Source organism: Glycomyces salinus (assembly GCF_016428645.1).
In the GTDB taxonomy this organism is placed as follows: domain Bacteria; phylum Actinomycetota; class Actinomycetes; order Mycobacteriales; family Micromonosporaceae; genus Glycomyces; species Glycomyces salinus.
In genome coordinates this window covers 20,056-40,925 of record NZ_JAELXW010000056.1, presented here as the reverse complement: position 1 = coordinate 40,925, position 20,870 = coordinate 20,056, and the positions used below count along the sequence as shown (strand labels likewise).

19 protein-coding genes are annotated in these 20,870 nt (G+C 70.1%); 9 read left to right on the top strand and 10 right to left on the bottom strand.

Annotation, left to right across the window (positions count from 1 at the left end):
* The 8 genes from JFB92_RS16115 to JFB92_RS16080 all read left to right on the top strand — a co-directional run.
* The coding region (locus tag JFB92_RS16115; RefSeq protein WP_307789186.1) for a glycoside hydrolase family 31 family protein at positions 1-360 on the top strand (360 nt) is incomplete at its 5' end.
* 216 nt (positions 361-576) lie between these two features.
* Positions 577-1,488, top strand: coding sequence for a MurR/RpiR family transcriptional regulator (locus JFB92_RS16110; RefSeq protein WP_199040995.1), 912 nt, complete (start codon positions 577-579; stop codon positions 1,486-1,488).
* Entirely contained in the window at positions 1,485-2,252 is a 768-nt protein-coding gene (locus JFB92_RS16105) for a sugar isomerase domain-containing protein (RefSeq protein WP_199040987.1), read from the top strand. The genes JFB92_RS16110 and JFB92_RS16105 overlap by 4 nt, the downstream gene beginning before the upstream one ends.
* 24 nt (positions 2,253-2,276) lie before the next feature.
* On the top strand, positions 2,277-3,692 hold the full coding sequence (gene ngcE, locus JFB92_RS16100) for an N-acetylglucosamine/diacetylchitobiose ABC transporter substrate-binding protein (RefSeq protein WP_199040983.1): 1,416 nt from the start codon (positions 2,277-2,279) through the stop codon (positions 3,690-3,692).
* A gap of 24 nt (positions 3,693-3,716) precedes the next feature.
* Positions 3,717-4,622 (top strand): carbohydrate ABC transporter permease, encoded by a 906-nt coding sequence (locus JFB92_RS16095; protein ID WP_199040980.1) that lies wholly within the window; start codon positions 3,717-3,719, stop codon positions 4,620-4,622.
* Positions 4,619-5,446 (top strand): carbohydrate ABC transporter permease, encoded by an 828-nt coding sequence (locus JFB92_RS16090; protein WP_199040976.1) that lies wholly within the window; start codon positions 4,619-4,621, stop codon positions 5,444-5,446. The genes JFB92_RS16095 and JFB92_RS16090 overlap by 4 nt, the downstream gene beginning before the upstream one ends.
* 27 nt (positions 5,447-5,473) lie before the next feature.
* On the top strand, positions 5,474-6,691 hold the full coding sequence (locus tag JFB92_RS16085) for a family 16 glycosylhydrolase (RefSeq protein WP_199040973.1): 1,218 nt from the start codon (positions 5,474-5,476) through the stop codon (positions 6,689-6,691).
* Between the two features lie 58 nt (positions 6,692-6,749).
* Complete coding sequence (locus JFB92_RS16080; protein WP_199040970.1) at positions 6,750-7,670, top strand: N-acetylglucosamine kinase; 921 nt, start codon at positions 6,750-6,752, stop codon at positions 7,668-7,670.
* Positions 7,671-7,733: 63 nt separating this feature from the next.
* On the opposite strand, the gene JFB92_RS16075 is transcribed toward JFB92_RS16080, so the two are convergent.
* Genes JFB92_RS16075 through JFB92_RS16065 form a run of 3 tightly spaced genes read right to left on the bottom strand, consistent with a single transcriptional unit; the run spans position 7,734 to position 11,292 of the window.
* Positions 7,734-8,663 carry a carbohydrate ABC transporter permease gene (locus JFB92_RS16075; protein ID WP_199040967.1) on the bottom strand — a complete coding sequence of 310 codons (930 nt, stop codon included), beginning with the start codon at positions 8,661-8,663 and terminating at the stop codon, positions 7,734-7,736.
* Positions 8,663-9,640, bottom strand: coding sequence for an ABC transporter permease (locus JFB92_RS25625; RefSeq protein WP_199040963.1), 978 nt, complete (start codon positions 9,638-9,640; stop codon positions 8,663-8,665). Before JFB92_RS25625 ends, JFB92_RS16075 begins: the two co-directional genes overlap by 1 nt.
* On the bottom strand, positions 9,637-11,292 hold the full coding sequence (locus JFB92_RS16065; protein WP_199040959.1) for an extracellular solute-binding protein: 1,656 nt from the start codon (positions 11,290-11,292) through the stop codon (positions 9,637-9,639). The genes JFB92_RS25625 and JFB92_RS16065 overlap by 4 nt, the downstream gene beginning before the upstream one ends.
* A 345-nt stretch (positions 11,293-11,637) precedes the next feature.
* Between JFB92_RS16065 and JFB92_RS16060 the strand changes: the two genes are divergently transcribed.
* Entirely contained in the window at positions 11,638-12,654 is a 1,017-nt protein-coding gene (locus JFB92_RS16060) for a LacI family DNA-binding transcriptional regulator (protein ID WP_199040956.1), read from the top strand.
* 10 nt (positions 12,655-12,664) lie between these two features.
* Here JFB92_RS16060 and JFB92_RS16055 read toward each other — a convergent pair whose 3' ends face one another.
* The 7 genes from JFB92_RS16055 to JFB92_RS16025 form a co-directional block, all read right to left on the bottom strand.
* The gene (locus JFB92_RS16055) at positions 12,665-13,156 is read right to left on the bottom strand and encodes an RDD family protein (protein ID WP_199040953.1); all 492 of its coding nucleotides are present in this window, start codon (positions 13,154-13,156) and stop codon (positions 12,665-12,667) included.
* 140 nt (positions 13,157-13,296) lie between these two features.
* Positions 13,297-14,568 carry an MFS transporter gene (locus JFB92_RS16050; RefSeq protein ID WP_199040950.1) on the bottom strand — a complete coding sequence of 424 codons (1,272 nt, stop codon included), beginning with the start codon at positions 14,566-14,568 and terminating at the stop codon, positions 13,297-13,299.
* Positions 14,565-15,911, bottom strand: coding sequence for a GH1 family beta-glucosidase (locus JFB92_RS16045; RefSeq protein WP_199040947.1), 1,347 nt, complete (start codon positions 15,909-15,911; stop codon positions 14,565-14,567). The genes JFB92_RS16050 and JFB92_RS16045 overlap by 4 nt, the downstream gene beginning before the upstream one ends.
* 135 nt (positions 15,912-16,046) lie before the next feature.
* Positions 16,047-17,240 (bottom strand): ornithine--oxo-acid transaminase, encoded by a 1,194-nt coding sequence (gene rocD, locus JFB92_RS16040; protein WP_199040944.1) that lies wholly within the window; start codon positions 17,238-17,240, stop codon positions 16,047-16,049.
* 52 nt (positions 17,241-17,292) lie between these two features.
* Positions 17,293-18,426 (bottom strand): bifunctional 2-methylcitrate synthase/citrate synthase, encoded by a 1,134-nt coding sequence (locus JFB92_RS16035; RefSeq protein WP_199040941.1) that lies wholly within the window; start codon positions 18,424-18,426, stop codon positions 17,293-17,295.
* Positions 18,423-19,328 carry a methylisocitrate lyase gene (gene prpB / locus JFB92_RS16030; protein WP_199040938.1) on the bottom strand — a complete coding sequence of 302 codons (906 nt, stop codon included), beginning with the start codon at positions 19,326-19,328 and terminating at the stop codon, positions 18,423-18,425. The genes JFB92_RS16035 and prpB overlap by 4 nt, the downstream gene beginning before the upstream one ends.
* Positions 19,328-20,824, bottom strand: coding sequence for an MmgE/PrpD family protein (locus JFB92_RS16025; RefSeq protein WP_199040935.1), 1,497 nt, complete (start codon positions 20,822-20,824; stop codon positions 19,328-19,330). The genes prpB and JFB92_RS16025 overlap by 1 nt, the downstream gene beginning before the upstream one ends.
* Positions 20,825-20,870: the final 46 nt, after the last annotated feature.

Genomic DNA, 20,870 nt, shown 5'->3' with positions numbered 1-20,870 from the left:
CTGGCCCGCTATGTGCGCCTGCGCGAAGCCATGCGGCCCTACACCCGCCGCCTCATGGCCGAAGCCCACGAAGCGGGGCAGCCGGTCATGCGCGGCATGTTCCACCAGTTCCCCGGCGACGAGACCTGCTGGGACCTGGCCGACCAGTACATGTTCGGCCCCGATCTGCTCGTCGCCCCGGTCCTCGAAGCCGGTGCCACCGACCGCGGCGTCTACCTCCCGGCCGGTGCGACCTGGACCGACCTGCACACCGGCACCCGGCACGACGGCGGCCAGTGGATCACCGCCGACGCCCCGCTGGACCGCATTCCGGCCTACACCAGGGACGGCGCCCTGCCCGAACTCATCGGCGCGGTCTGACCACCAGAGGGGGACCGTTCCCTCCGATCGGCGAGCGGTCCCCGGTCCGGCCCCTGCGCTCGGTGCCGGATCGGCGGAAGGCGGCACCGCCGAAACCGGGCCGCGCCCGCACCCGGAGATGAAAATTGTTTTGCCAACTGGTTGACATTCTCGCTCATCGATCGTAATTTTCTTCATAAGGATTCTTTTATGAAAGGAATTTCGGTGAGCGTATCGATGACCAACCAGAGCGTGATCGGCCGTCTCAGGACGGAACTGCCCACGTTCCCCGATGCGCTGCGGCGGGTGGCCTCGCAGATCCTGATCGACCCCGACGCCGCGGCCCGCGCCTCCATCGTCGACCTCGCCGAGCGGGCCGGGACCTCCACGGCCACCGTCACCCGCTTCTGCCGCGTGCTCGGCTTCCCCGGCTACGCCGCCCTGCGCGTGGCGCTGGCCGCCGAGAACGGCCGCGTCGCGCAGGCCCGCTGGGAGACCGACATCGACCGGGAGATCGAACCCGGCGACGGCCTCGACCGAGTCCTCTCCATCGTGGCCGGGGCCGACTCCCGCGCGATCCAGGAGACCGCGGCCCAAGTGGACCTGGACCGCGTCGACCGCGTCGCCGAAGCCGTCGCCGCCGCGCAGCGCGTCGAACTGTTCGGCCTGGGCAGCAGCGGCACCGCCGCCCGCGAGATGGCCTTCCGGCTCGAACGCATCCGAGTCCCGTGCTGGTTCAGGGCCGACGCCCACTCCGCGCTCACCAACGCCGCGCTCCTGGGCCCCGGCGATGTCGCCATCGCGCTCTCCCACAGCGGCCGCACCAGGGAATGCGTCGAAGTGCTCGCCGAGGCCCGCGAGCAGGGCGCCCTCACCGTCGCGGTGACCTCGTTCGCCCGCTCCCCGATGGCCGAGGCGGCCGACGTGGTGCTCACCACCGCCGTCCGCGAGACGACCTTCCGCCTCGCCGCCCTGTCCGCCCTCCACTCGCAACTGCTCGTGCTCGACCTCGTCTACGTCGCGGTCGCGCAGCGCACCTTCGAGCGCACCACCGAGGCGTTCGAAGTCACCGCCCGCGCCGTGCACGCGCACCGCTTCGCCGAGGGAGCCGAACCGAACCGACGCAACAAGACCAAGGAGCGCGAATGAGCGAGACCCCGGCCCCGGCGACCCCGGAGGCGTACCTGGCGCTGATCACCGAGACGGTCCAGCGGGTCGGCCGCGACCAGGCCGACGCCGTCCGGCTAGCCGCCGACCTGATCACCGCGAGCCTCAACGAAGGCGGCGTGCTCCAGGCGTTCGGCAGCGGCCACTCCGAGGCCCTGGCCATGGAGCTCGCCGGCCGCGCCGGGGGACTGGTCCCGTCCAACCGCATCGCCCTGCGCGACGTGGTCCTCCACGGCGACCGGCCCCGCGAGACCCTCTCGGACCCCCTGCTCGAACGCGACCCCGCCGTCGCCCGCGAGCTGCTCGAAGTCAACCCGGTCGACCCGGCCGACGTCTTCGCCCTCGCCTCCAACTCGGGCATCAACGGCGTCGTCGTCGAGCTGGCCGCCCTTGTCAAGGAGCGCGGACACCGGCTGATCGCGTTCACCTCCACCGAGCACAGCTCCAGATCGGAGCCGCGCCACCCCTCGGGCCTGCGCCTGAGCGACCTGGCGGACGTGGTCCTCGACAACGGCGCGCCCTACGGCGACGCCGCCATGCCGATCCCCGGCGGCGGCGCGGTCGGCGCCGTCTCCTCGGTGACCGGCGCCGTCCTGGCCCAGATGGTCGTCGCCGAGACCGTCGGACGACTCCTCGCCGAGGGGCAGAAGCCGCCGATCTACCTGTCGGCCAACATTCCCGGCGGCGACGAGCACAACAGCGAACTGGAAGCGCGATACGCCGGACGCATCCGGCGCACCGCCTGAGACACCGGAAGCAGAGACCCCCTCATGACCGTGACTCCCGACGACCACAGCATCCACACCACCAGACGGACGCTCCTGCACGGGGCGACCGCCGCCGGAACGGTCGGCCTGCTCGGCGGCTGCGTCACCGCCGGCGGCGGCGACGAACCCGAGGCCGCGGGCCCGGTCACCGACCAGAACCCGCTCGGCGTCCCCGAAGACGCCGACCTCGAAGTCGTCATGTTCGACGGCGGCTACGGCGACGAGTACACCAGGCACGCCGCCGACCTCTACCAGGGCCTCCACCCCGAAGCCGAAGTGGACCACCAGGGCATCCAACGGGTCGCCGAGACCCTCCAGCCCCGCTTCGTCGCCGGAGACCCGCCCGACGTGGTCGACAACTCCGGCGCCGCGCGCCTCGACCTCGCCGCGCTGTCCTCCTCCGACCAGCTCCACGACCTCGCCGAACTCCTCGACGCGCCCAGCCTCGACGAGCCCGAGGTGAGCGTGCGCGACACCCTCATGCCCGGCGTGGTCGAGGACGGCACCCTCGACGGCCGCGTCGGCTTCCTCAACTTCTCCACGGTCGCCTGGGGCATCTGGTACTCCACGGCCCTGTTCGCCGACCACGGCTGGACCTACCCCGCGACCTGGGACGACATGCTGTCGCTGTGCGAGGAGATCCGACAGGCCGGCATCGCGCCGTGGACCTGGCAGGGCAAATACCCCGAGTACATGATGGACCCAATCCAGTCCATGGCCGCCAAGGCCGGAGGACTCGAACTGGTCGAGGCCGTCGACAACCTCGAACCCGACGCGTGGAAGAACGACGCGATGCTCACCGCCGCCGACGCGATCGCCCGCCTCGTAGCCGCCGGGCACATCATGGACGGCTCCGAGGCCCTGTCCCACACCGAGGCCCAGAACGCCTGGTGCAACGGTGAGGCCGCCTTCATACCCTGCGGCTCCTGGCTCGAAGGCGAGCAGCAGGAGGTCACTCCCGACGGCTTCGACATGGCGATGGGCCCGGTGCCGGCCCTCACCGCCGCCGACGCCATGCCCGACGGCGCCGTCCAGGTCGCCAGCAGCGAATCGTTCCTCGTCCCCGCCCAAGCCTCCAACCCCCGCGGCGGCCTCGAATACCTCAGGTGCCTGTTCTCGACCGACGTCGCCCGCGGCTTCGCCGAGACCGCCAAGGCCCTGCCGGTCGTGCGCGGCGCCACCGAGGGCGTCGACCTGGCCCCGGGACTGGGCTCGGTCGCCGCCGCGCTCGACGCCGCAGGAGACGACGTCTTCGGCTTCAAGTACCGCCTCTGGTACGCCCCGCTGGCCAAGGCCGTCGACGACGCCACCGGCGAACTCCTCACCGGAAGAGTCGACCCCGAGCAGTGGGCCGACCGCATCCAGACCACGGCCGACGAAGTGGCCGCGGACGACTCGATCGCCAAGCACGAGCGCTGACCGGACCCCGAAGGGAGGCCGACCGTGCGACACGGCAGAACCCGCTTTCTCATCGGAGCGCTCACCGCGCCCCTGCTGCTGTACGGCGTCTTCGTCGCCTCCCCCTACGTGCAGGCCTTCTACCTGGCCTTCACCGACTGGAACGGCCTGTCCGGGCAGGCCCGCAACGTCGGCTTCGACAACTTCACCTCATTGTGGAGCGACACGGCGTTCCTGGCCGCGCTCCGCAACAACGGCCTGATGCTCCTGGTCGTACCGGTGGCCACCATCGCGCTGGCGCTGTTCTTCGCCGCCATGCTCACCATGGGCCGGGCGGCGACCAGCGGCGTGCGCGGCTCCGGCGTCTACCGGATCGTCTACTTCTTCCCCCAGCTGCTGTCGGTCGCCATCCTCGGCGTCCTGTTCCAGTTCGTCTACACCCCGAAGAACGGGCTGCTCAACGGGGTGCTCGAGGCTCTCGGGCTCGGCGGCCTCGCCCGCGCCTGGCTCGCCGAGCCGGCCTGGGCGCTGCCCGCGGTCATCGCGGTCATGATCTGGGCCGCCGTCGGCTTCTACGTCGTCCTGTTCGCCGCCGCCATGGAGTCGATCCCGCGCGACGTCCTCGAGGCCGCCCGGCTCGACGGCGCCGGGCGCGCGGCCACCTTCCGCCGCATTACCCTGCCGTTCGTGTGGGACACCGTCCAGGTCGCCTACGTCTACCTCGGCATCCTCGCCCTCGACGGGTTCGCGCTCGTCCAGATCATGACCGTCGGGCCCGGCGGACCCGACAACGCCACCGAGGTCATCGGCCTCACCCTCTACCGCTCCGCGTTCACCTACGGGGAGTTCGGCTACGCCTCGGCCATGGGAGTCACCCTGTTCTTCATCACCTTGGCCCTGACCGCGCTGGCGCTCAGGGCGACCAGGCGCGAACGGGTGGAGTCCGCATGAGACGCCACGCCACCGAGCCGCTCCTGCACCTGGCGCTGCTGGCCTGGGCGGCGCTGGTGACGCTGCCACTGGCCTGGGCGGTGCTGTCCTCGCTCAAGACCGACGCCGAGATCTTCGCGAGCCCCTGGACGATCCCGGGCCAGCTCCACTGGGAGAACTGGGCCCGCGCCTGGCAGGAGGCCTCCATCGGCCGGTACCTGCTCAACACCCTGATCGTCGTCGGCGGCGCGCTCGCGCTGGTGATGCTGCTGGGCTCGCTCACCGCCTACTGCCTGGCGCGCTACGAGTTCCCCGGCAACCGGCTCGTCTACTACGCGCTCGTCGCCGGGATGCTGTTCCCGGTGTTCCTGGCGCTGGTCCCGCTGTTCTTCGTGGTCGACCGGCTCGGCATGCTCGGCACCTACCACGGCCTGATCCTCGTCTACGCCGCCTACGCGCTGCCGTTCACCGTGTTCTTCCTCCACGCGTTCTTCCGATCGCTGCCGACCGCCGTCGCCGAGGCGGCCTTCCTCGACGGCTGCTCCCACGCGTCGGCGTTCTTCAAGGTGATGCTGCCGATGGCCCGCCCCGGCATGGTCAGCGTCGGCATCTTCAACTTCCTGGGCCTGTGGAACCAGTACCTGCTGCCACTGGTGCTCAACCCCGACCCCGACCGGTACGTCCTCGCCCAGGGACTGGCGGCCCTGGCCGTCAGCCAGGGCTACCGCAGCGACTTCAGCGGCCTGTTCGCCGGCCTCGTCATCGCGATCCTCCCGGTGCTGGTCGCCTACGTCCTGTTCCAACGACAGATCCGCTCCGGCCTGACCGCCGGAGCGGTCCGCTAACGAGTTCATCAGGAGAGGGAGCTCGACATGTCCGTCATCACCAGATCCAAACGCCGCATAGCGTTCTTCGCGGCCGCCGCCGCCGCGGCGGCCACCGCGGTCACCGCCGTAAGCCTCACCAACCTGACCGGCGCCGCCGCCGATCCCGTCTGCGAAGAGGTCCTGTTCGACGACTTCGCCTACGACTCGGCGAGCGACCCGGACATCGACGCGCGCGGCTGGACCGTGCGCACCAACGCAGGCGGCCCCGGCGTCCCCGGCGCCTCCTGGCCCGCCTCGAACGTCTCCTTCCCGACCGTCGACGGCGCCGACTCCCTGCAACTGCGGGCCGCCACCGACGGCACGGCGGGCGGCACGAGCCACGCCGAGTTCTTCCAGGAGCGCAAATTCTACGAGGGCACCTACGCCGCCCGCGTCAAGTTCACCGACGTCCCCGACAGCGGCGAGGACGGCGACCACCTCGTCGAGACGTTCTTCACCATCACCCCGCTCGACGCGCCGATGGACCCCGACTACGGCGAGATCGACTTCGAGTACCTGCCCAACGGCGGCTGGGGCGAGCAGGGACCGATCCTCTACGAGACCACCTGGGAGACCTACCAGGCCGACCCGTGGGTGGCCGACAACATCCACACCTCGCAGCGGTCCAGCTTCGCCGGCTGGCACGACCTGGTCTTCACCGTCTCCGACGGGCACGTGAAGTACTACATCGACGGGCAGCTCGTCGCCGACCACAGCGGCAAGTACTACCCGGAGACACCGATGTCGATCAACTTCAACCTGTGGTTCATCGACACCGCCGGGCACTCCGGCGGGACCAGCGTCTACAACCAGCAGGTCGACTACCTGCTCCACAGCGCCGACGAGGTGCTCAGCCCGGCCGAGGTCGAAAGCCTGGTCGCGGGCTACCGGGTCGACGGCGTCGACCACACCGACACCGTCGGCTCCGGCGGCGGCGACTGCCCGACCCCGACCGACCCGCCGACCGACGACGACCCCACGGACGACCCGACCGACGACCCCACCGATGAGCCGACCGGCGGCCAGGACTGCGACAGCGCCACGGCCTGGGACTTCGACTCGGTCTACGTGGAGGGCGACACGGTCGTCCACGAGCGCAGCGCGGGCGGCGACCCCGCCGGACCGAAGTCCGGCGACGGCCCGCACCTGTGGCGGGCCAACTGGTGGACACAGGGGTCCGAGCCCGGCTGGACCCCGCAATGGACCGACCTCGGTGCATGCTGACCTGAACCGATGAACGTGCGGGCGCGCTCCGGCGCGCCCGCACCGCTGGGAGAAGCACATGGAGCCGTTGGCACTCGGCATGGACATCGGCGGGACCGCCTCCCGCGCGGTCGTCGCCACACTCGGCGGCGACCTCGCCGGCGAGGGGCGGGCGGGACCGGGCAACCCGCTCAGCGCCCCGCTCGAGCAGGCGGTGGCGGCCGTAGCCCAGGCCGCGCGAGAGGCGCTCGGCCGGGCGGACCCGGTCCGCGTACAGGCCGCCGTCCTGGGCCTGGCCGGCGTCAGCGAATGCTCGAACCCCGAGACCGACGCCGCGTTCCGTCGCGCCCTGGAGTCGATCGGCCTGCGCTGCGAGGCGCGGATGGTCGGTGACGCGGTGATCGCCTTCGCCGCCGGAACCGACAGTCCGAACGGGACCGTCCTCATCGCCGGGACCGGCGCGGCCGCCGCGACGGTGGCGGGAGAGGAACTGACCCGCGTGAGCGACGGGCTCGGCTGGCTCCTCGGCGACCGCGGCTCGGGCTTCTGGATCGGCCGCCGCGCCGCTGCACTGACCGCGTCGAGCCTCCAGGAGGCGGCCGGGCCGAGCCGCTTGGCCGAGACGGTGGCCGAAGCGGTCACGGGCGCACCGCACCCGACGGCCGACGACTTCGCCCGCGCCGTGTACCGCCGGCCCCATCGCGACCTGGCCCGCCTGGCGGCACTGGTCGACCGGGCCGCCGAGACCGGAGACGAACTGGCGGCGTCGATCCTCGCCGAAGCGGCCGACCACCTCGCCGCCACGGTGGCGAGGGTCCGAGGCGCGGACGAGACCGACCCGATCGTGCTCGCCGGCGGCGTCCTGCTCCGGAGCCGACAGGTCCGCGAAGGCGTGAGCGCCCGGCTGGCGACCGCCTGGCCCAACGCCGCCATCAATGTTGCAGGACCGGCGGCACCGGCGGCCGCCCGCCTCGCGGCGGCCCGAGCACGCCTTCGGTGAACTCGACCCCGGACCCACGTCGCCTTTCCACGGCCGCCGGGGCCCGGGATCTGCCGACCTCTGTCAGCCCTTGATGGCTCCGGTGAGGACGCCCTTGGTGAAGTACCGCTGCAAGAACGGGTAGACCAGCAGGATCGGGACGGTGGCGAGGACGATGACGGCCATCTGGAGCGTGATCCCCGGAGGCGGCGGCTGATCGGGCGAGACGGTAGCGCCCGGGATGCTCACTCCGGCCAGCACGTACTGCTGGAGCACGACCTGGATCGGCCACTTCTCGGCGTCGTTGATGTACAGCAGCGCGTTGAAGTACGTGTTCCAGTAGCCGACGGCGTAGAACAGGCCCATGACCGCGAGCACCGGTTTCGACAGCGGCAGGACGATGCGCAGGAAGATCCGCCACTCGCCGGCTCCGTCGATGCGGGCCGCCTCGATCAACTCGGTCGGCAGGTTCATGAAGAAGTTGCGGATCACGATCATGTTGAACGCCGACACCAGGCCCGGGATGATCAGACTCCACAGCGAGTCCAGCAGCCCGAGCGACTTGACCAGCAGGAAGTTCGGGATGATTCCGGCGCTGAAGAACATGGTCGCCAGCACCATGATGAGGATGAACTTCGAGCCGGGCACGTCCTTGGTGCGACTCAGTCCCCAAGCGAGCATCGCCGAGGCGGTGAGGGACAGGAACGTGCCGACCACGGTCACCCACAGCGAGTTCTGCAGGCCGGTCACGACCGTTCCGCCGTTGAAGATCGCGCGGTAGGCGTCCAGGGAGTACTCGGTGGGGAATACGACCCCGGCCCGCGCCTGCTGCGGCGAGGCGAAACTCATCGCGATCACGTACACCAGCGGATAGAGCATGGTGACCACGATCGCGACGATCACCGCCGCCTTGATCCCCCGGAGCCACAGCGGTGCGGGGTTCAGCCACGGCGGCAGTCCCGCCTTGCGGCGCTGCCGCACCTCCCTGGGCAGTTCAGCGGTCGCAGTGGACATCAGTAGATCCCCTCTCCACCGAGTTTCTTGGCGATCTTGTTGGCGCTCAGCACCAGAACGGTGCCGATAGCCCCCTTGAGCAGGCCCGCCGCCGTGGCCACGCCCCATTCACCGCCGAGGACGCCGCGGAAGTACACGAACGTGTCCAAGACCTGGGCCGCGTCGGCCCCGACCATGGGCTGCTGCAGCAGGAGCTGCTCGAACCCGACGGTGAGGATGTTGCCGAGGTTGAGGATCAGCAGCAGCGTGGTGACCGGGATGATCCCGGGCAGGGTGACGTGCCATATCCTGCGCCAGGCAGAGGCGCCGTCGACCGCGGCCGCCTCGTAGCGGTCCTGCGGGATTCCGGCGATCGCCGCGAAGAAGATGATCGTTCCCCAGCCGACGTCCTTCCAGATGGCCTGGGCGACCACCAGGAGCTTGAACGTGTCGGCGTTGGTCATGGCGTCGAAACCGCCCATGCCCCAGCCGGACAGGAGGTTCGCGACCAGGCCGCCCCCGCCGAGGACCTGCTGCCAGACCGAGATGATGATGACCCAGGACAGGAAGTGCGGCAGGTAGACCACGGTCTGGACCATCCGCTTGACCCGGTTCGACATCAGCGAGTCCAGCAGCAGCGCCAGTGCGATCGGGGCCGGGAACGCGAAGATCAGCTGCAGGAACGCGATGACCAAGGTGTTCCGCAGGGCCGTGACGACTTCGGGGTCGTTGAAGATCGCCACGAAGTTCTGCATGCCGACCCACGGCGACCCCGAGAAGCCGCGGAACGGCGAGTAGTCCATGAAGGCCACGACGTTGCCGAGCATCGGCACGTACGCGAACACCAGGAAGAACAACGCGCCCGGCGCGATGAAGGTGTACATCCACCGTTCGCGCCAGATCCGCTGGCGGAGGGTGGCCTTGCGGCGCTTGGGGGCCGCCCCCGAGGCGCGGCCGGCGCCGCGCTGCTCGGGGACGGCGGTCGTCTTCACTGTCACTGGTCGCCGCTCTCGAGCGCGTCGGTGTACTCGGTGCGGATCTGCTCGCCTCCCGCCGACATGTACTCGGCGATGAACGAGTCCAAGTCGTCCACGCTCTCGCGCCCGGTCACCACGCCGCGCTCGAAGTCTTCCAGCATCTCCTTGAGCTGGACCCCCTTGCTGACGAATGTGTCCGATTCGGTCTCCAGGCCCTCGAGATCGCGCACGATCGAGTGCTCGGCGGCACTCTCCATCACCTGGGCGAACGATTCGGCCCATCCCCAGTTGGACGGATAGCCGCGCCAGGACTGCTCGCCGGAGTCCACCGCGACGTACTGCACGCCGAGCTCGGTGGCGTTCTCCTCCATTCGGACCGGCAGACCGTTCTCGTCGAACTCGAAGTTGTGGCCCTCGATGCCGCTCTGGACGAACAGGTGCTCCTCCGAACCGTAGGGAGCCGAGATGTAGTCGAGGACGTTGAGCACCTCGGTGAGCCGGTCCTCGTCGTCGAGCAGCTGGTAGGACAGGCAGGTGGAGCGGCCGTAAGGGATGTTCTGAACCACGACTTGGCCGGTGCCGTCGAAACCGGGAAGGTCGAAGAAGTCGTACTTCGCGCCCGGCAGGTCGCTCTCCCGCTGCGCCAGGCCGTCCGCGCCGAGGAACTCGCCGTGATGCGTCCATGTGAGGCCCGCGCCGGAGACGATGTCGGCGGCGTTGGTCGTCATGGCGACCGGATCGAACACCCCCTCGTCCCAGGCCTGGGCGAGCCAGGTGAGCATCTCGCGGTAGTTCCCGGTCTCGATCGAGTGCAGCAGCTTTCCGTCGCCGTTCAGCTGCCAGTCCGCGCCGACCTTGAACAGGCGGCGCCACATGATCGGGTCGTACAGATTGACGCCGTAGACCTTCCGGCCCTCGGAGTCCTCGCCGAGCGCACTGACCTCTTTGAGCATGGTCAGCAACTGGTCGGCGTCGGTCGGGGCGAGGCCCACGCTGGTCTGCTCGAGCAGGTCCACCCGCATGATCGGGAAGTTGGTGATCGGCGGGACCAGCGAGGGGATCTGGTAGATGCGGCCGTCCTTGAGACTGGCCCGCCAGATGTTCTCCTTGCGCGCGGCCAGGTTGGGCCACTTGAGGATGTTGTCACCGGAAAGGACCTCGGACAGGTCGGCGAAGGCGCCGTCGCGGATCCCCTGGAGGTTGCTCGCGTCCTGGTCGTTGACGAACACCAGGTCGGGGATATCGCCGGAGGCGAGCATGGTCGAGAACTTCTCGGCGAAGACCGGCTGCGGCACGAACTGCGGCTCGAAACTGACACCGAGCCGCTCATTGAGTTCCTGCCAGTACGGGTTCTCGTCGAGCGGCTTGGACGGATCTCCCCAGGTGAGCTGGAACGTGGTGACCGTGCCGCCCGAACCGGGCTCCCTGTCGACCGATTTGAAGAACGTCTGCGGCGCTTCGGTGTAGATCGGGATCATTCCCGGGGTGTCGCTGGTGTAGAACGGCTCGACCTCGACGGGTGGCGCGGCCTGGTAGGTGGGCAGCTCGAAGTCGCCGCCCCCGCCGGCGGATCCGCTGCTGCCAGAACAACCGGCCAGTGCCGAGCCGGTGACCATGCCACCGGCCCCGACGCCAAGGGCGCCGAGGAAGTTGCGACGTGAGAATTCGACCATGTGAGGGGTCCTCCTAGCGACGTTGATGAAGTTGACTGCTTGTTCGAAGGGTTGAAGGCGCGAGTGTGGGCCGATGAGGACGGTCACGTCCGCGAACTTCGGAGGAGAACGTTATCACCATTATTGACAACGGTCAATGGTAGTCAAAGTGGAACCTGCCTGAAATACGTTCGTCTCGCGGCGCGCAATCGATAAAATAGCAGGTAGTACTGGTACGGGAAACATTTGGATAACGATATCCGATCATTGCGTCGCCACTGCTGGAGGCCGAACTTCAGGAAAACGAGAATCCCAAAGGACGGGGTCGGTTCCCGGAGATTTCCCGGTACTCGTATCCTCGTGACCATGACCTCCTCGAAGCCCTACCGCGCCCCAGTCCTAGCCGACGTCGCCAGAGAGGCCGCTGTCTCGGTGCCGACCGTCTCGCGGGTGCTCAACGGCTCCAAGTACGTCAACCCCGAGCTGGCGCGGCGGGTCAACGACGCGGTCAAGACCCTCGGATACCGCCCCAACGGCGCGGCGCGCTCGCTGCGATCGAGCCAGCGCACCCTCGTGTCGGTCCTGACCGGGGCCACCGTCAACTACGGCTACTCCCGCACCTTCGAAGGCATCGAGAACGCCGCCCGCCGCGTGGGAATGTCGGTCTCGATCACCGTCGTCGAGTCGGCCGACGACGCCCACGTCCATCACGCGATCGACCTGGCCCTGTCCCAGCCGACCGCCGGAGCGATCGTCCTCGAGTTCGACCGCGCCGGCATCCGAGCCGCCCGGTCCCTGCCCGAGGGGCTGCCGTCGGTCGTGGCCGGAGGCGGCTCGCGGCGCACCGGCGGCGTCCCGGCCGCGCTGATCGACGAGCGGGCCGCCGGCCGCAGGGTCGTCGAATACCTGCTGCGCCTGGGACACCGGACCGTCCACCACGTGGCCGGCCCCACCGAGGGCAAGCACTCGGGCCGCACCGAGGGCTGGCGGGCGGCGCTCAAGGAGTCCGGGGCGCCGGTCCCGCAGGTGATGTACGCCGAATGGGACGCCGCTTCCGGCTACCGCTGGGGCGAGCGCATCGCCGGACGGGACGACGTGACCGCCGTGTTCTGCGGCAACGACGAGATCGCCCTCGGCGTGATGCGGGCGCTGACCGACCGCGGACTGGACGTGCCCGCCGACGTCTCGGTCGTGGGCTTCGACGACCAGCCCCTGGTGTCGCTGTGGCGGCCGTCGCTGACCACCGTGGACCAGGACTTCGAGGACCTCGGCGCCCGCGCGTTCAAACTGCTCTCGCAGCTCCTGGAGGGGGAGCAGCCCCGAACTTCCGTGGCCACCCCCGAACTGGTGGTCAGAGAGTCCACCGCCCCGCCGCGGTCCTGACCGCCGGGCGCTATTGGTGACGGGCGCCTTGGAAAGGGTCGGATCGCGGCTCGGCGTGGAGTCGGCGCGTGCGCGCGTCATCGATGCTGACGCGCTTGAAGCCTCCACTCACCGTCCCGGCTCCGGCGACGATCCCGATGAAGAGCAGCGGCATCAGTATCGTGCGCACCACCATCGCCCACGGGCCTTTCGCGCCGATCCGCCCGCCGTCGCGGCAGCGAACGAGCCTAGTACCGGTGATCAGCGCGCCGAGGGCGCGTCCGTTGGTGTAGAACAGGCCGTACAGCAGCGGCACGGCGAACAGCAGCACGACCATCCCCAGCACGACCGCTCCGCCGCTGAGAGGCCGCGAGGCGTCGACCGCCACCATGGCCACTACGCCCGCCAGAATTCCCAACACGAAGACGGTGAAGTCGATCAGCCAGGTGAAGAACAGCGCCCACCCTCCGGCCGGTACATAGTACGTTCCGTTCTCGAAGGCTTCGATCTTCTCAGCTGCCATGCCGGAATCCTAGCGTTCCGTCATGGCCCGATGCCCCGTCGGCGCGAACTGGAAGCCCTGCTCACGTGCGACCGCCGACGGTCGCCCGTTGGACTCCTGCCGGTCATCCGCCTCAGTCTCGCCACGTCTCGAACCGCCGGTCAGGGCACGGACTTGATCTTCCAGACCAGGGCCCCGCCGAGCAGGGTCACGGCGGCGGTCAGGGCGTACAGCCCCGAATACCCGCCCAGACCGGCGACGATCGGGGCGGCCAGGGCCGGGCCGAGCACCTGCGGGGCCGTATTGGCGATGTTGATGATGCCCAGGTCCTTTCCGCGGTCGGCGGCCTGCGGCAGCACCTGGGTGATGAGCGCCTGGTCGACCGAGAGGTACACCCCGAATCCCGCGCCCATGATCGCCGCGGCCGCCATCGCCGTGGGCCAGGTGTGCCAGAACGTCAGCAGCACCGCGGCGAAGGCCATGACGGCGGAGGCGACGGTGATCGGGATCTTGCGGCGGCCGATCCGGTCCGACAGCACGCCACCGGCCACGCAGGTGACGATGACCCCGGTGGTGTAGATCAGCGTCAGCACCAGCACGCCCTCGTCGACGCTGTGCCCGGGGAAGAGTTGTTCGTATCCGACCGCGTCCTGCAGGAAGTACAGCAGGTAGAGCGTGCCGGTCGCGTTGCCGAGCATGACCAGGAAGCGGGTGAACCAGGCCCAGGCGAAGTCGGGGTGGGCACGAGGCGAGATCCACATGCCCGCGAGCACGGACCGCCACGAGACCGGCTTCCGGTCCGCCCGGGACAGCGGCGGGTCGCTCGTGGTCAGCACGAACGGCAGCACCAGCGCCACCGTGGCCAGGCCGATCACCAGGTATCCGGCCGCCAGGCCGGTGACCAGCATGGTCACGATGATCGCGCCGACGACCAGTCCCAGCGCCTGCGGGAAACCGATCCAACCGGAGACGGTCGCTCGCTGGCGCACCGGCACGTGGTCGGGAATGGCGGCGTTCAGGCTGGCGTAGCCGGCGTTGAGCGACGCCTGGGCGAGGCACCACAGGATCAGGACGCCCGCGACCGTCGTCTGCGTCCCGAGCATCGCCAGCGCCACCGCGCCGACGACGACCCCGCCGAGGGTCCACGGGTGCCGGCGGCCGAACCGGCCGGTGGTGCGGTCGGACAGGGCCCCGGCGACCGGGTTGGCCACCACCGCGACCAGCGCACCGGCCCCGGTGACCAGGCCGAAGGCGGCCACCTTCGATTCCGGGGCGATCGCGGCCAGTTGCAGCGGCAGCAGCACCTGGATCGGGGTGAAGAAGGCCATGTAGACGCCGAGCATCCCGGCGGTGATCCCGCCGATCCAGGCCGGGCCGACCTTGCGCCGAGGTTCGGCCAGAGTGGAGGGCACCGCCTCCGGAGCGGTGGTCATCGGCGTTGCCCGGCGATCAGTTCGCGGTACCAGTCGAAGGACGCCTTGGGGGTCCGCTCCAGCGTGTCGAAGTCCACGTGCACCAGCCCGAACCGCTGGTGGTAGCCCTCGGCCCACTCGAAGTTGTCGAGCAGCGACCACACCAGGTACCCGCGGACGTCGGCGCCCAAGTCGACGGCGGCGGCCAGGGCGCGCACGTGCGCCTCCAGGTAGTCGATGCGGAACCGGTCGGCGAAGTTCCCGTCGGCGTCCGGCTCGATCCGGTGGGAGCAGCCGTTCTCGGTGATCCACAGCGGCGGCAGCGCTTCGCGGTAGTCCTCGGTGAGGCTCACGAGCGTCTCGGTGAGGCCGGACGGCATTACCGGCCAGCCGAAGTCGGTGGTGTCCACGTTCGCGAACTCGACGATCTCGAACGGGAACGGCGATTCGGCCGTGGGGGCCGCCAGGCGCGTCGGGTTGTAGTAGTTGACGCCCAGCCCGTCCAGGGGCGTCGCGATGGTCGCCAGGTCGCCTTCCTGGACGAACGGCAGCGCCGCGCCGTCGACGCCGTAGGCCGACAGGTCCGGGTAGCGGCCCAGCAGCACCGGGTCGGTGAACAGGCCGCGGTGCAGGGCCTCGTAGGCCCGTGCCGCGGCGATGTCGGATTCGGACCCGGAGGCGGGTGCGGCGGGGGAGTAGCTGTTGGTCAGCATGACCAGTTCGGCCCCGGAATCCCGCAATTCCCCGGCCGCGATGCCGTGTCCGAGGAGCTGGTGGTGGGCCGCCGGGAGGGAGTCGAGCAGCAGCGTGCGGCCCGGGGCGTGCTGGCCGAGCCCGTAGCCGAGCGCCATGTGCTCGAACGGTTCGTTGAGGGTGATCCAGTGCTTCACCCGGTCGCCGAGGTGCTCGGCGGCGACGGCCGCGTACTCGCCGAAGCGATGCGCGGTGTCCCGGTCGAGCCATCCACCGAGCGCTTCCAGTTCCTGAGGCAGATCCCAGTGGAAGAGCGTCGCCATGGGCGTGAGCCCGGCGGCCAGCAGGGCGTCCACGAGACGGTCGTAGAAGCTGAGGCCGGACGCGTTGACGGCCCCGGACCCCGAGGGCAGGATCCTGGGCCAGGAGATGGAGAACCGGTAGACGTCGATGCCCAGGCGCCGCATGAGGTCGATGTCCTCGGGGTACCGGTGGTAGTGGTCGCAGGCGGTGTCGGCCGTGTGGCCGTCGCGGATCGTTCCGGGCGATTCGACGAAGGCGTCCCAGATCGACGTTCCTCGGCCGTCTTCGCGGACGGCCCCTTCGATCTGGTACGCCGAGGTCGCGACTCCCCAATGGAATCCGTCGGGCAGGCGGGGTATCGGGCTCAAGGGGCGCCTCCGATCCGGATCAGAGAGATTCTCGTGAATCTACCAGTTTCCGAACTCGTCGGTAACCCTTGAAACGGCCGAAGATACGAGACCGGGACCCGGCCGGGCCCCGGTCTCATGGCCTCCTCGCTCCGGTCAGCCGTCGAGGGCGGTCCGCAGCGCCGCGACGCCCTGGTCGATCTCGGACGGCTCGATCACCAGCGGCGGCGACATGCGGATGGTCTTCCCGTGCGCCTCCTTGCACAGGACCCCGAGCGCGGCCATCCGCTCGCACACCTCCCGCGCCGACGGGCCTCCCTCGGCCAGGTCCACCCCGGCCCACAGTCCGCGCACGCGAACGTCGGCGACCCGGTCGCCCGGGAGGGCCGACAGCGCCGATTCCAGGTGCTTGCCCAGGTCACGGGCGCGCTGCTGCCACTCGCCGGTCTTCAGCATCGCGATGACCTCGCTGCCGACCGCGGCGGCGACGGGGTTGCCGCCGAAGGTGGAACCGTGCGTGCCGGGGGAGAAGACGTCCATCACCTCCCGGTCGCACACCACCGCCGAGACCGGGACGACCCCGCCGCCCAGCGCCTTGCCCAGCAGGTACATGTCGGGGCGGACCTGCTCGCCCTCGCAGGCGAAGGTGTGCCCGGTCCGGGCCAGTCCGGACTGGATCTCGTCGGCGATCATCAGCACCCGATGCTCGTCGCACAGCCGCCGGACCTCGGCCAGCCACCCGTCGGGCGGCGCGATGACTCCGGCCTCGCCCTGGACCGGCTCCAGCAGCACCGCCGCCGTGTCGGGTCCGATCGCCGCCTCCAGCGCCTCGATGTCGCCGTAGGGGATCAGGTCGAACCCGGGCGCGAAGGGGCCGAACCCGCTGCGGGAGTCCTCGTCGCTGGAGAAGCCGACGATGGTGGTGGTGCGGCCGTGGAAGTTCCCGTCGAACACCACGATCCGCGCCCGCCCCTCGGGGATGCCCTTGCGGGTGTAGCCCCACTTGCGCGCGGCCTTGATCGCGGTCTCGACCGCTTCGGCGCCGGTGTTCATCGGCAGCACCGCGTCCATACCGCACAGATCGGCCAGCTCGGCGCAGAACGGCCCGAGCCGGTCGGTGAAGAAGGCCCTGGACGCGAGGGTGAGCCGGTCGAGCTGCGCCTTGGCCGCGGCGATCAGCCTCGGGTGGCGGTGCCCGAAGTTCACCGCCGAATAGGCCGAGAGCCAGTCCATGTAGCGGCGGCCCTCGGTGTCGGTCACCCAGGCGCCTTCGCCCTCGGTCAGGACGACCGGCAGCGGGTGGTAGTTGTGCGCCCCGAAGCGCGCTTCGAGGTCGGTCGAGTCGTTCACATGCTCCCTTTCAATCGGGTCGGCACCGGATCGCGGTGCCGCTGGGGGGGTTTCAGGACTGGTCGGGCACCGGGCGCTCGTCGGGGCCGTTGTAGGCGCTGAGCGGCCTGATGAGGGAGTTCGCGTCGAGCTGCTCGATGATGTGCGCGGTCCAGCCGGTGACGCGGGACATGACGAACAGCGGCGTGAACATCGGGATGTCGAAGCCCATGAGGTAGTACGCCGGCCCGGCCGGGAAGTCCAGGTTGGGCTTGAGCCCCTTGGCCTCCTGCATCCCGGCTTCGAGCTCGTCGTACATCTCGACCCACCGCTCGCCGTCGGTCAGGGCGGCCATCTGGGCGAACGCGGTCCGCATCGTCGGCACGCGGGAGTCGCCGTCGCGGTAGACGCGGTGCCCGAAGCCCATGACCCGCTCCTTGGCGGCGAGGCGCTCGGAGAGCCAGTCGCGGGCGCGCGAAGGGTCGTCGATTTCGAGCATCATGCGCATGACCGCCTCGTTCGCGCCGCCGTGGAGCGGGCCCTTGAGGGCCCCGATCGCGGCGGTTACGGCCGAGTAGATGTCCGAGAGCGTGGAGGCGACCACGCGGGCGGTGAATGTCGAGGCGTTGAAGGAGTGCTCGGCGTAGAGGATCATCGACACCTCGAAGCAGCGCAGGATCTCCGGGGCCGGGACCTCGCCGAAGCACATGTGGAAGAAGTTCGCCGACCAGCCCAACTCCGGGTCGGGCGCGATCCGCTCGAGGCCCTGGCGCCGCCGGTGGGCGTGGGCGACCACGGTGGGGAGCTTGGCGAACAGGGTCTCGGCCTTGGCCTGGTTGGCCTCCCGCCGGTTGTCGTCCTCGGCGGGGTCCTCGGCGCCGAGGCAGGAGACGGCCGTGCGCAGCAGGTCCATCGGGTGGCAGTTGTCGGGGACGCGGTCGATTACGGCGATCGTCGAACGGGTCACTTCCCGCAGCGCGCGTTCGCGCTCGGTGAAGCGGGCGAGCTGGTCGGCGTCGGGCAGCTCCCCGTACCAGATGAGGTGCGCTACCTCCTCGAACGAGCGGGAGGCGGCGAGCTGCTGGACCGGATAGCCGCGGTAGGTCAGCGAGTTGGACTCGGGCACGACCTTGGAGATCGCGGTGGTGTCCGCGACGACGCCGGCCAGGCCCTTGTGGATCGTCGGAGTCTCGGCTGCACTGCTCATGCTTCCCTCCCGGGAATCTCGAAGTTGAAAAGCTCTTGGTCGAACGCGCTGTAGGAGGCGTAGTCGACCAGGTCGTAGAGGCGGGCGCGGGTCTGCATCCGGTCGACCACCGACGCCTGCGTGCCCTCGGCAGCCAGGGCCGAGAACAGGTCGTCGACGGCGCCCATCGCCGCCCGCAGGCTGGAGACGGGCCAGATGACGAGGTTGTATCCGAGGTCTTCCAGCTGCCGGGCGGTCAGGTTCGGGGACGCCCCGAACTCGGTCATGTTGGCCAGCAGCGGGACGTCGACCGCCTTGCGGAAGGCCGCGAACTCGGACTCGTCGCGCATGGCCTCGGGGAAGACCATGTCCGCCCCGGCGTCCACATAGGCTTTGGCGCGGTCGATCGCGGCGTCCAGGCCCTCGACCGCGCGGGCGTCGGTGCGCGCGCAGACGACGAAGTCCGGGTCGGTGCGGGCCTTGACGGCGGCCGCGACCCGGCGGACCATCTCGTCGGCGGGCACGACGGCCTTCCCGTCGAGGTGCCCGCAGCGCTTCGGGTTCACCTGGTCCTCGAGGTGGCAGCCGGCGAGGCCGGCGTCCTCGAACTGGCCGATCGTGCGGGCCACGTTCGATACTTCGCCGAAGCCGGTGTCGGCGTCGATCAGCGTCGGCAGGCCGGTGGCGCGGGCGATCTGACCGCCGCGCCCGGCGACCTCGGTCAGCGTGGTCAGCCCGATGTCGGGCAGCGCCAGGTCGGCGGCGAGCGCCGCGCCGGAGACGTACACGCCGTCGAAGCCGTGGTCGGCCACCGCCTTCGCGGCCAGCGGCGAGAACGCGCCCGGCAGGCGCTGAAGCCGACCGGAGGCCAGGCCCTCGCGCAGCCGCCGCCGCTTCTGGGACGGGGTCGGTCGGGTCGTCATCAGAAGAGCCCCTTCGTGTTCGATTCGGTGAGTGCGGAGGCGGCGAGGTTGAGCGCGCGGACCTCGGCGGCGGACAGGGACTCGAGGCGGCAGGCCAGGTCGAGGAACCGGTCCTGCTCGGACTCGGCCACCACGCCCTCGGCGAGGGTCCGGAACTTCGCGATGTACTGCTCGCGCGCGAACGGCCGCGCGCCGCGCGGGTGGGCGTCGGCCACGGCCAGCTCGTCGGCGATGACGGTGCCGTCGTCGAGGGTGATCTCGACGCGGCCGCCGAAGGCCCGCTTGTCGGGGTCCGGGTCGTGGTAGCGGGCGGTCCACTCGGGGTCCTCGACGGTGCGGACCTTCCGCCACAGGTCCACCGTCGACCGGCGGTGGGACCGCTCGGGGGTGTAGGAGCGCTCGTGATGCCACTCGCGGTCTTCGAGGGCGACCGCGAAGATGTACATGATCGAGTGGTCGAGGGTCTCGCGGCTCGCGTCCGGGTCGGTCTTCTGCGGGTCGTTCGCGCCGGTGCCGATCACGTTGTGGGTGTGGTGGCTGGTGCGGATCACGACCTCCCTCACGCGGGAGACGTCGCCGACCTCGGGCGCCATGCGGCGGGCCAGGTCGATCAGGGCCTGGCTCTGGTATTCGGCCGAGTGCTCCTTGGTGTAGGTGTCGAGGATGGCCCGCTTGGGCTCGCCCGGTTCGGGCAGCGGCACCTCGTAGACCGCTTCGGGGCCCGACAGGAGGCGCGCGATGACGCCGTCCTCGCCTTCGTAGATCGGAGCGGGCGCGCCCTCGCCGCGCATGGTGCGGTCGACCGCTTCGACGGCGATCTTGCCGGCGAACGCCGGAGCGTAGGCCTTCCAGGAGGAGATCGCGCCCTTGCGGGACTGCCGGGTCGTGGTGGTCGTGTGCAGCGCTTGGCCGATCGCCTGGTAGATCGTCTCGGGGGCCAGGCCGAGGAGCGTGCCGATCCCGGCCGCCGCCGACGGGCCGAGGTGCGCGATGTGGTCGATCCGGTGCTCGTGGAGGCAGATCCCGCGCACCAGGTCCACCTGGACCTCGTAGCCGGTGGCGAGCCCCCGCACGAGTGCGCGCCCGTCGAGGCCGCGGTGCTGGGCGACGGCCAGGACCGGCGGGATGTTGTCGCCCGGATGCGAGTAGTCGGCGGCCAGGAACGTGTCGTGGAAGTCGAGTTCGCGCACCGCCACACCGTTGGCCCACGCGGCCCACTCCGGGGAGGCGCTCACCGCCGCTCCCGTTCCGAACACGGCCGAACCGGGCGAGTACGGGTGGGCGAGCGCCTGCGCGCGCGCGTTCGCTACGGGCGCGCGCGCGAGCGAGGCCGCCGCCACGGCCGCGTTGTCGATGACGCGGTTCCCGATCATCTCGGCGACCTCGGGTCCGACCGGGACCGGGTCGGCCGCGACCTGGGCGAGCCTCCAGGCCAGCTCGTCCTCTCGCGGCAGATCCTCGCGCGATGCGTGCGTGCGGACGCGATGTGTGATCACTCGGTGCCTCCTTGCGGCGTTCGGATATGTTTCACAGTATGCACAT